An 8,915-nucleotide genomic window follows, 5' to 3' on the forward strand; every position below is an offset into this window, starting at 1 on the left:
CGGAAACACACAGATCCGCCGTACGGGTGCTACCGAGCCCGTGCGGCGGATCGTTGATATACAGGCAATTGAAATTCCGACGAGGAAGGCACGGCCGCCGCACGTGAGGGACACACGAGAGAGCCGGCTGCTCCTGGTACTGCTGGTCGCCATCGCGTTCGCACTGATCACGGTGGACATCCGGGCGGGCGAGGAGTCACCGGTCGACGGTGCCCGCCAGGCCGCCGCCACGGTATTCGGACCGGTGGAGAAGGGGGTCGCCTCCGCGGTCGACCCCGTCGCCAACGCCATAGGAGCGGTCCGCGACTCCGGCGAACGCCACAACCGCATCACCGAACTCGAACGCGAGAACGCCGCGCTGAAGGCCAAGCTGGGCAGCGACGACCGCAACCGCAGCCGCACCCGCGAACTCGACGACATGCTCAAGAAGGCCGGTGCCGGCCAGTACGGCATCAAGGGCGCCGAGGTCATCGCCATAGGAGCGGCCCAGGGCTTCTCCTGGACCGTCACCATCGACTCCGGCTCCAAGGACGGCATCCAGCGCGACATGACCGTCCTCAACGGCGACGGACTCGTCGGCCGGGTCACCACCGTCGGCCCCGACACCGCCACCGTCCTGCTCGCCAACGACCCCGACTTCACCGTCGGCACCCGGCTCGAGAAGACCGGCGAACTGGGCTTCGCCACCGGCCAGGGCGACCGCCCGCTGGCGGTCCAGATGCTCAACGGCAAGGCCAAGATCAAGCCCGGCGACCGGCTGGTCACCTTCGGCTCCCGCGGCAACAAGCCCTTCGTGCCGGGCGTGCCCCTCGGCGAGGTGGTCCGGGTGGACCCGGCCGGCGGCGGCCTGACCCGCACCGTCTACGTCACGCCGTACGTCGGCTTCTCCCGGCTCGACATCGTCGGCGTGGTCGTGATGCCCCCGCGCACCGACCCGCGCGACGCCGTCCTGCCGCCCCGGCCCGCCAAGCCGAAGCCGGTACCGACGGTCACCGTGACGGTCACCCCCAGCCCCTCCGGGGCCGCAGCCAAGCCGGCCGACGAGTAGGAGACCGTCATGCGCTTCAACCGGATCCTGCTCTCCACCACCCTCGTGGTGGTCGCCCTCGTCGTCCAGGTCAGCATCCTGGGCCGGCTGCAACTGCCCGGCGCCGTACCGGACCTGGTGCTGCTCACCGTCGTGGCCCTGTCCCTGGTGTACGGGCACGTCAGCGGCGCGCTCATCGGCTTCGCCGCCGGCCTGGTCTCCGACTTCGCCCCGCCCGCCGACCACGCCGCCGGCCGCTACGCGCTGGTCCTGTGCGTGGTGGGATACCTGTGCGGACTGGCCCGGCCCGCCGACGGCCGGTTCCGCTCCGCCTGGGGACCGATGGTCGTCGTGGTGGCCGCCGCCCTCGGCTCCACCCTGCTGTACGGCGTGGTGGGCGCCCTGGTCGGCGACACCGCCGCCCGGCACGTCGGCCTGGCCGGACTGCTCTTCAGCGCGGCCGTGTACGACCTCGTGCTCGCGCCGTTCACCGTGCCGCTCATCATGGCGCTGGCCCGGCGGGCCGAGAACGACCCGATGGCGGTGGACGCGAACGGCGGCCCCGCGCAGGGCGCCGACGTGGCCGCCGGCTGGCTCTCCGGCGGCACCGGCCTGCGGATCGGCGGCCAGCGCGGCGGGCTGCGCGTGAAGGCCGCCCGCAACCGCGCCGCGAAGGCCGGCCGCATAAAGGGCATCGGCGTCGCGGGCGGGGTCAAGGGAGTGAAGGGCGTCAAGAGCATGAAGGCGCCCAAGGGAGCCAAGAAGCTGTGAAGGGGGAGGCGTGACCAACATTCCCGAGACCGGCCGCACCCCCCGGGTGCAGATCCGGCTCGTCATCATCCAGGTGCTCGTCTTCTCGCTGCTGCTCACCCTGGGCGGCCGGCTCTGGTACCTCCAGATCCGCAACGGCCAGGAGTACACCGACGAGGCCAAGAACAACCACGTCCAGCAGGTCGTCCAGCCCGCCGTGCGCGGCTCGATCCTGGACGCCCGGGGCATCCCGCTGGCCGACAACGAGACCCGCCTGGTCGTCTCCGCCAGCCGCACCGAGCTGATGAAGATAAAGGACCGCGGCAAGGCGGTCATGACCCGGCTGGCCGACGTCCTCGACATGACCCCCAAGGAGGTCATGGACAAGGTCCGGCTCTGCGACTCCAAGACCCCCCAGCCCTGCTGGAACGGTTCCCCGTACCAGCCGATCCCGGTCACCGACGAGGCCACCACCCAGCAGGCCCTGCAGATCCGCGAACGCGCCGAGGACTTCCCCGGCATCACCGCCGAGCCCACCGCGGTGCGCCGCTACCCGGCCCCCGGCGGCTCCAACACGGGCCAGGTCCTCGGCTACCTCTCGCCCGTCACCGACGAGGAGATCACCCAGGCCAAGGACTCCCGCTCGCCGCTGCTCCGCTCCGACCAGGTCGGCCGCTCCGGCCTGGAGCGCACCTACGACCGGCAGCTGCGCGGCAAGGCCGGCGTCACCCGCTACGAGGTCGACAACCTCGGCCGGGTCATCGGCCAGGCCGACAACGACCCGGCGGTGCCCGGCGAGAACGTCGTCACCAGCATCGACGCCCGGGTCCAGGCACTGGCCGAGTACCAGCTCAACGAGGCCATGGTCGAGGCCCGCAAGGTGATGGACACCAACACCGGCGAGAACTACAAGGCCGACGCGGGCGCCGTGGTGGTCATGGAGTCCAAGACCGGCCGGGTCATCGCCATGGCCTCCAACCCGACCTACGACCCCAACGCCTGGGTCGGCGGCATCTCCGCCAAGGACTACGCCCGGCTCACCGGCAAGGACTCCAACTTCCCGCTGCTCAACCGGGCCATCCAGGGCCAGGCCGCCCCCGGCTCCATCTTCAAGGTGGTCCCGGTGACCGCGGCGGTCAACGCGGGCTACGAGTTCGCCGGCAGCTACCCCTGCCCCAGCTCGTACTCCATCGGCGGCCAGGTCTTCAAGAACTTCGAGTCCCAGGGCCACGGCAACATCACCCTCGGCCAGGCCCTCGAGGTCTCCTGCGACACCGTCTTCTACGCGCTGGCCCACCAGCAGTGGCAGAAGGACGGGGCCCTCAAGCCCAAGAAGAACCCGGCGGACATCTTCTTCAAGACCGCGCACAAGTTCGGCCTCGGCAAGGAGACCGGCATCGACCTCCCCAACGAGGTCAGCGGCCGCGTCCCGGACCGCCAGTGGAAGCAGAACTTCTGGGCGGCCAACAAGGACTACTGGTGCAAGATCGGCAAGAAGGGCGGCAGCTACATCCAGCAGCTGTCCTACGAGAACTGCCTCGAAGGCAACCTGCTGCGCGCCGGTGACTCGGTCAACTACTCGATCGGCCAGGGCGACACCCTCGTCACCCCGATCCAGATGGCCACCATCTACGCCGCCATCTCCAACGGCGGCACGATGTGGAACCCCACCATCGGCAAGGCCGTCATCAGCCCGGACGGCAAGGAGGTCCGGGAGATCAAGCCCAAGGCCCACGGCCGGCTCCCGATGGACCGCCGGACCCTGTCGCAGATAAACGGTGCCCTGGAAGGCGTCGCCACCCGCGGTACCGCCGCCTGGCGGTTCGGCGGCTGGCCGCAGGACAAGATCCCGATGCACGCCAAGACCGGTACCGCCGAGGTCTACGGCAAGCAGACCACCTCGTGGTTCGCCACCTACACCTCGGACTACACGATCATCATGACCATCTCCCAGGGTGGTACCGGCTCCGGCGCCTCCGGGCCCTTCGTCCGCAACATCTACGACGCGCTGTACGGCCTCTCCAAGGACGGCAAGCAGGACCTCAAGAAGGCGCTGCTGCCGCACCCGCAGGCGGGGCTGCCGCGGATCCAGAAGGACGGCTCGATCGACGCCCCCGAGATCCGGCCGTACGTGCCGGCGGAGGAGCCCAAGGAGGAGCCGGCCGTGCTGGCCGGTCCGCCCGGCCAGCCCGCGGCGCGCAAGCCCGCCGCGGGGAAGTGGAGGGACTGATGGCCGGCGCCAACAACTTCTCGGTCTCCCGCTACGCACCCGAGCGCGGGCCGATCGCCAAGCTCACGGCCCGCGACTCGATAGTGCGCCGGCTCGACTGGCCGCTGCTCTTCTCGGCCCTCGCGCTGTCCTTCATCGGCTCGCTGCTGGTGTGGTCGGCCACCCGCAACCGCACCACGCTCAACAACGGCGACCCGTACTACTTCCTCTTCCGGCACCTGATGAACACCGGCATCGGCTTCACGCTGATGGTCGGCACGGTCTGGCTCGGCCACCGCACCCTGCGCGGGGCGGTGCCGGTGCTCTACGGCATCTCGATCGTGCTGGTGCTGGCCGTGCTCACCCCGCTCGGCGCCACCATCAACGGCGCGCACGCCTGGATCGTGGTGGGCGGCGGCTTCTCGCTCCAGCCCTCCGAGTTCTGCAAGATCACCATCATTCTGGTGATGGCGATGCTGCTGGCCGCGCGGGTGGACGCGGGCGACCTGGCCCACCCGGACCACCGGACCGTGGTCAAGGCGCTGTGCCTGGCCGCGGCCCCGATGGGCATCGTCATGCTGATGCCCGACCTCGGTTCGGTGATGGTCATGGTCATCATCGTGCTGGGCGTGCTGCTCGCCTCCGGCGCCTCCAACCGCTGGGTGCTCGGGCTGCTCGGCGCGGGGGTGGCCGGCGCGGTGCTGATCTGGCAGCTCGGGGTGCTGGACGAGTACCAGATCAACCGCTTCGCGGCCTTCGCCAACCCGGACCTCGACCCGGCGGGCGTCGGCTACAACACCAACCAGGCGCGCATCGCCATCGGCTCCGGCGGGCTGCTGGGCACCGGGCTCTTCAAGGGCTCCCAGACCACCGGCCAGTTCGTGCCCGAACAGCAGACCGACTTCGTCTTCACGGTCGCGGGGGAGGAGCTGGGCTTCGTCGGGGCCGGGCTGATCCTGGTGCTGCTGGGCGTGGTGCTCTGGCGGGCCTGCCGGATCGCCCGGGAGACCACCGAGCTGTACGGCACCATCGTGGCGGCCGGGATCATCGCCTGGTTCGCCTTCCAGGCCTTCGAGAACATCGGGATGACCCTGGGGATCATGCCGGTGGCGGGACTGCCGCTGCCGTTCGTCTCCTACGGAGGGTCCTCGATGTTCGCCGTGTGGGTGGCGGTCGGGCTGCTCCAGTCGATCCGGGTGCAGCGGCCGATATCGGCATGACGGCGGCGCGCCGGGTCCGGTCCGCGACCGGGCCCGGCGCGCTGGTCCGGACCGATCTGGCGGGAACGCTCACATGACGGGCGGATGAAGACTAGGTTCGGTCTATGGCGGACACGAAGCGCGAGATCGAGCGGAAATTCGAGTTCGAAGCGGGCAAGAACGGTCGCAAGGCGTCGAAGAAAGCACGGCGCCTGCCGGACCTGGTCGGCACGGCGGAGATCGCCGCCGCCGAACCGCAGGGCACGGTCGACCTCGACGCCGTCTACTACGACACCCCCGACCGCCGGCTCGCCGCCGACGGCCTCACGCTGCGCCGCCGGACCGGCGGGTCCGACGCCGGCTGGCACCTCAAACTCCCCGTCTCCCCGGGCGTGCGCGACGAGATCACCGCCCCGCTCGCCGACACCGTGCCCCGCGCCCTGGCCGCCCTGGTCCGCTCCCGGGTCCGCGACGGCGCCCTCGAACCGCTGGTCCGGCTGCGCTCCTCCCGCGACGTGGTCCACCTCCTGGACGCCGGGGGCCGGCTGCTCGCCGAGCTGAGCACCGACGCCGTGCTCGCCGAGCGCACCGTCGACCCGCCCGCCACCGCCCGCTGGACCGAGGTCGAGGTCGAGCTGGCGGACGACGTCGCCCCCGGCCTCCTCGACGCGGTCGAGGAGGAGTTCCGCAAGGCCGGCCTGCACCCCAGCGACGCCCCCTCCAAACTGGCCCGCGCCCTCGCCGAGACCTCCCCGCCGGCCGAACCCGCCCTGGAGCCCGCCCCGCCCGGTACCGCGGGCGCGCACGTCCTCGCGTACCTGCGCGCCCAGGTCGACGCGCTGGTCGCCCAGGACCCCGCGGTCCGCCGCAACCTGCCCGACTCCGTCCACCAGATGCGGGTGGCCACCCGCCGGCTGCGCAGCGCCTTCAAGACGTACGGCAAGGTCCTGGACCGCACGGTCACCGACCCGATCGGCGAGGAGCTGCGCTGGCTCGCCGCCGAGCTGGGCGTGGACCGCGACCAGGAGGTCCTGATGGACCGGCTCGGCACCCGCATCGGGGAACTGCCGCACACCCTGCTGCTGGGCCCGGTCCGCGGCCGGCTGCGGACCTGGAACGCCGCCCGCCGCTCGGGCTCCCGGCGCCGGGCCCTCGCCGCCCTCGACAGCCGCCGCTACCTGACGCTGCTCGGGGACCTGGACGCCCTGCTCGCCGAGCCGCCGCTGCGGGCGGGCGCGGCCAAGGACCCCGGCAAGGAACTGCCCCGGGCCGTCCTGCGGGACTACGACCGCCTCGCCGGCAAGGTCTCGGCCGCCCTGGAGATGCCCGCCGGGCACGAGCGCGACCTCGCCCTGCACGACGCCCGCAAGGCCGCCAAGCGGGCCCGGTACGCCGCCGAGTCCGCGGTCCCCGCCCTCGGCCGGCCCGCGAAGCGCGTGGCCAAGGAGATGAAGGCCGTCCAGACCCTGCTCGGCGACCACCAGGACGCGGTCGTCGCCCGGGGCGCCCTGCGGGACCTGGCCGTCCAGGCCACCGCAGCCCACGAGCCCGGCTTCACCTGGGGCCTCCTCTACGGCCGCGAGGAAGCCCTGGCCGAGGCCCGCGAGCGCGAGCTCCCGGACCTGTGGGAGCGGGCCTCCCGGCCCGGACTGCGGGCCGCGCTCTCGCCGTGAGCGCATCGGGGGCGGCCGTCGGCACCCGCGCGCCGGGTTACGCTTGATGGTCACCCCTGCCAGCTCACCGAAGGTTCGCCCCAGATGACTGAATCGGTCTTCCCACAGCTCGAGGCGCTGCTCCCGCATGTGCAGAAGCCCATCCAGTACGTCGGCGGAGAGCTCAACTCCACCGTCAAGCCATGGGAAGAGTGCGACGTCCGCTGGGCGCTGATGTACCCGGACGCCTACGAGGTCGGGCTGCCCAACCAGGGCGTCATGATCCTGTACGAGGTACTGAACGAGCGCGAGGGCGTCCTGGCCGAGCGCACGTACAGCGTGTGGCCCGACCTCGAGGCCCTGATGCGGGAGCACAAGGTCCCGCAGTTCACCGTCGACAGCCACCGCCCGGTCAAGGCCTTCGACGTCTTCGGCCTCAGCTTCTCCACCGAGCTGGGCTACACCAACATGCTCACGGCCCTGGACCTGGCGGGCATCCCGCTGGAGTCCAAGGACCGCGGCCTCGACGACCCGATCGTGCTGGCCGGCGGCCACGCCGCCTTCAACCCCGAGCCGATCGCGGAGTTCATCGACTGCGCGGTCATCGGCGACGGCGAGCAGGCCGTGCTGGACATGACCGAGATCATCCGCGCGTGGAAGGCCGAGGGCCGGCCCGGCGGGCGCGAGGAGGTCCTCTTCCGCCTCGCGAAGACCGGGAACGTCTACGTCCCGGCCTTCTACGACGTCGAGTACCTGCCCGACGGCCGGATCGGCCGCGTCGTGCCCAACAAGTCGGGCGTGCCGTGGCGGGTCTCCAAGCACACCGTCATGGACCTCGACGAGTGGCCCTACCCCAAGCAGCCCCTGGTGCCGCTGGCGGAGACGGTCCACGAGCGCATGTCGGTGGAGATCTTCCGCGGCTGCACCCGCGGCTGCCGTTTCTGCCAGGCCGGCATGATCACGCGCCCCGTGCGGGAGCGAAGCATCACCGGCATCGGCGAGATGGTGGAGCGGGGCCTGAAGGCCACCGGCTTCGAGGAGGTCGGCCTGCTGTCGCTGTCCTCCGCGGACCACACCGAGATCGCGGACATCGCCAAGGGCCTGGCCGACCGGTACGAGGAGGACAAGGTCGGCCTGTCGCTGCCCTCCACCCGCGTGGACGCCTTCAACGTCGACCTGGCCAACGAGCTGACCCGCAACGGCCGCCGGTCCGGCCTCACCTTCGCCCCCGAGGGCGGCTCCGAGCGCATGCGCAAGGTCATCAACAAGATGGTCTCGGAGGAGGACCTGATCCGTACGGTCTCCACCGCCTACGGCAACGGCTGGCGCCAGGTGAAGCTGTACTTCATGTGCGGCCTGCCCACCGAGACCGACGAGGACGTGCTGCAGATCGGCGACATGGCGGTCAACGTCATCGCCAAGGGCCGCGAGGTCTCGGGCCAGAACGACATCCGCTGCACCGTCTCCATCGGCGGGTTCGTGCCCAAGCCGCACACCCCGTTCCAGTGGGCGCCCCAGCTCTCCGCCGAGGAGACGGACGCCCGCCTGGAGAAGCTGCGCGACAAGATCCGCGGCGACAAGAAGTACGGCCGCTCCATCGGCTTCCGCTACCACGACGGCAAGCCGGGCATCGTCGAGGGCCTGCTCTCCCGCGGTGACCGCCGCATCGGCAAGGTCATCCGGGCCGTCTACGAGGACGGCGGCCGCTTCGACGGCTGGCGCGAGCACTTCTCGTACGACCGCTGGATGCGGGCGGCCGAGAAGGCGCTGCCCGAGTTCGGCGTGGACGTCGCCTGGTACACCACCCGCGAGCGCACCTACGAGGAGGTCCTGCCCTGGGACCACCTCGACTCGGGCCTCGACAAGGACTGGCTGTGGGAGGACTGGCAGGACGCCCTCGACGAGACCGAGGTCGACGACTGCCGCTGGACCCCCTGCTTCGACTGCGGCGTCTGCCCGCAGATGCAGACCGAGATCCAGATCGGCCCCACCGGCAAGAAGCTCCTGCCGCTGTCGGTCGTGAAGTAGCGCCCGGCGCATAGACCACGAGAGGCGCCCGGAGGAATCCTCCGGGCGCC

6 protein-coding genes are annotated in these 8,915 nt (G+C 71.1%); all 6 read left to right on the top strand.

Features of this window, described 5'->3' with window-relative positions; genetic code table 11:
* Positions 1 to 103 precede the first annotated feature (103 nt).
* The 6 genes from mreC to AB0O40_RS20610 all read left to right on the top strand — a co-directional run bounded on the left by mreC (position 104) and on the right by AB0O40_RS20610 (position 8,865).
* The gene (mreC, locus tag AB0O40_RS20585) at positions 104 to 1,048 is read left to right on the top strand and encodes a rod shape-determining protein MreC (protein ID WP_365043387.1); all 945 of its coding nucleotides are present in this window, start codon (positions 104 to 106) and stop codon (positions 1,046 to 1,048) included.
* Positions 1,049 to 1,057: 9 nt separating this feature from the next.
* Positions 1,058 to 1,798: a rod shape-determining protein MreD gene (mreD, locus tag AB0O40_RS20590; protein WP_365043389.1), complete on the top strand. Its 741-nt coding sequence runs from the start codon at positions 1,058 to 1,060 to the stop codon at positions 1,796 to 1,798.
* A gap of 10 nt (positions 1,799 to 1,808) precedes the next feature.
* Positions 1,809 to 4,007, top strand: coding sequence for a penicillin-binding protein 2 (mrdA, locus tag AB0O40_RS20595; RefSeq protein WP_365043392.1), 2,199 nt, complete (start codon positions 1,809 to 1,811; stop codon positions 4,005 to 4,007).
* Positions 4,007 to 5,206 (top strand): rod shape-determining protein RodA, encoded by a 1,200-nt coding sequence (rodA, locus tag AB0O40_RS20600; RefSeq protein ID WP_365043395.1) that lies wholly within the window; start codon positions 4,007 to 4,009, stop codon positions 5,204 to 5,206. The genes mrdA and rodA overlap by 1 nt, the downstream gene beginning before the upstream one ends.
* A 104-nt stretch (positions 5,207 to 5,310) precedes the next feature.
* Entirely contained in the window at positions 5,311 to 6,858 is a 1,548-nt protein-coding gene (locus AB0O40_RS20605; protein ID WP_365043398.1) for a CYTH and CHAD domain-containing protein, read from the top strand.
* An 84-nt stretch (positions 6,859 to 6,942) separates the two neighbouring features.
* The gene (locus AB0O40_RS20610; protein WP_365043401.1) at positions 6,943 to 8,865 is read left to right on the top strand and encodes a TIGR03960 family B12-binding radical SAM protein; all 1,923 of its coding nucleotides are present in this window, start codon (positions 6,943 to 6,945) and stop codon (positions 8,863 to 8,865) included.
* The last annotated feature ends 50 nt before the right edge of the window (positions 8,866 to 8,915 follow it).

Source organism: Streptomyces sp. NPDC089919, assembly GCF_040684615.1.
In the GTDB taxonomy this organism is placed as follows: Bacteria; Actinomycetota; Actinomycetes; order Streptomycetales; family Streptomycetaceae; genus Streptomyces.